The following is a 1787-nucleotide window of genomic DNA, read 5'->3' as shown; positions in this document are numbered from 1 at the left end:
TTATAATAGTGGTGTAATGGTGTTATATATTGGAGGTGTTCTTATGGCTTACTTTCTTAAGGTTACAAAACAGCAGTCTCGTACCTATCTCTCTATATACGAAAGCTTCTATTCCCCTGAAACTAAGGGTACAAAGCATCGCAGCTATCGCTCTTTAGGCAATATTCAGAAGCTCATCGACAGTGGCATCGATGATCCCATCGCTTACTTTCAAAAGGAAGTCGATCGTCTTAATGCCCAGAGAAAGGCTGATAATGCCAACAAGAAGATCAACGATCGTCTTATCGGTGAAGTCTCTCCTGAAAAGCTCCTTGGATACTTTCCCTTGGCCAGCATTATGAACAATCTTGATGTAAGGGAACATTTTGATTATCTTCAGTCAAACAGACATTTTCATTTCAATGTCCATGATCTCTTTACCTCCCTTGTCTATGCAAGACTTGTCGCTCCTTTATCAAAGCACAGGACATTCCATGATATCTTGCCTTCCATGTTCTCTGCCCCTCAGGACAGCTATTACCAGCTGCTTGATGCCGTTGAATTTCTAGGTGAAGAGTATCAGAAAATCGTTGAAATACTGACTGTAGCTACTGATGAGAACTATGGCATCGATACATCCCACAGCTATTTTGACTGTACCAACTTCTACTTTGAAATCGACAGGGAAAATTCATTTCAGAGAAAGGGTCCAAGCAAGGAGAACAGAAAAGATCCGATTGTTGGGCTGGGTTTACTTCTGGATGCCAACATGATTCCTGTTGGCATGGAGATGTATCCAGGCAATGAATCAGAACAGCCTGTCTTCAGAAATATCATAAATGGCCTGAAGAAAAGAAACAATATCAAGGGAAGAACAATAAGGGTTGCGGATAAGGGCCTGAATAGCGCAAGAAACATCATAGATTCCATCAACTGCAGAGATGGATATATCTTTTCAAAGTCAGTCAAGAAACTTCCAGAGGTTGAAAGGACATGGGTGCTTTTGGATAATGACTATAAGGAAGTCAAGGACAAAGATGGCAATTTACTATTCAAGCACAAATCGTGCATTGAAGAATATACATATTCCTATACCGATGATGATGGAAGAGAATTCATAAAGAAGGTCAAGGAAAAAAGAGTGGCAACATACAATCCGAAGCTGCACAAGAAAAGGGTATTTGAAATCAACAAAATGGTGGAAAAAGCAAGAAAGATGAAGGCATCCCAGGCAAAAAAGGAAGAATATGGAGAAAGTGCAAAATATGTGACCTTTAAAGGAAAGGATGGAAGCAAGGCAGAAGTCATGTTGAATGAAGAGGCCATAGAGAAGGACATGGCTGTTGCAGGCTATAATCTTATTGTAACGTCGGAATATGACATGGATGATCAAAAAATATATGAGACCTATCACAATCTGTGGAGAATCGAGGAATCATTCAGAGTGATGAAAAGCGAGCTTGATGCCAGACCGGTATATCTGCAAAAGGAAAACAGCATCAAGGGTCATTTTCTAATCTGCTATGCAGCAGTGCTGCTTCTAAGGATATTCCAGTTCAAGGTGCTTGACAATAAATACTCAACAAGCGAAATATGTGAATTCATCAAGTCATTTAGGATTGTGGAAATCAACAATAACCGCTATATAAACATAACAAGATCCACTCCATTCATAAGAGATCTTGCAGGCATATTAAATCAACCAATAACCAATTATTATCTGACAGCCAGGCAAATAAAAATGATGCTAACTCGATAGAAATATCAAATTAGCACCATTTTTTTATTTAAAACTGCCAAAGACAGGT

At 39.2% G+C, this 1787-nt stretch carries 1 protein-coding gene; it reads left to right on the top strand.

Annotated elements, in window-relative coordinates:
• Positions 1-43 precede the first annotated feature (43 nt).
• A complete protein-coding gene (locus B5E48_RS13355) occupies positions 44-1738 on the top strand; it encodes an IS1634 family transposase (RefSeq protein ID WP_087305630.1) in 1695 nt (564 codons plus the stop codon).
• The last annotated feature ends 49 nt before the right edge of the window (positions 1739-1787 follow it).

The sequence above is a fragment of the Massilimicrobiota sp. An105 genome (genome assembly GCF_002161155.1).
Taxonomy (GTDB): Bacteria; Bacillota_I; Bacilli_A; order Erysipelotrichales; family Coprobacillaceae; genus Allocoprobacillus; species Allocoprobacillus merdigallinarum.
The sequence above is the reverse complement of the archived record's forward strand: the minus strand, read 5'-3'. Positions and strand labels throughout refer to the sequence as shown.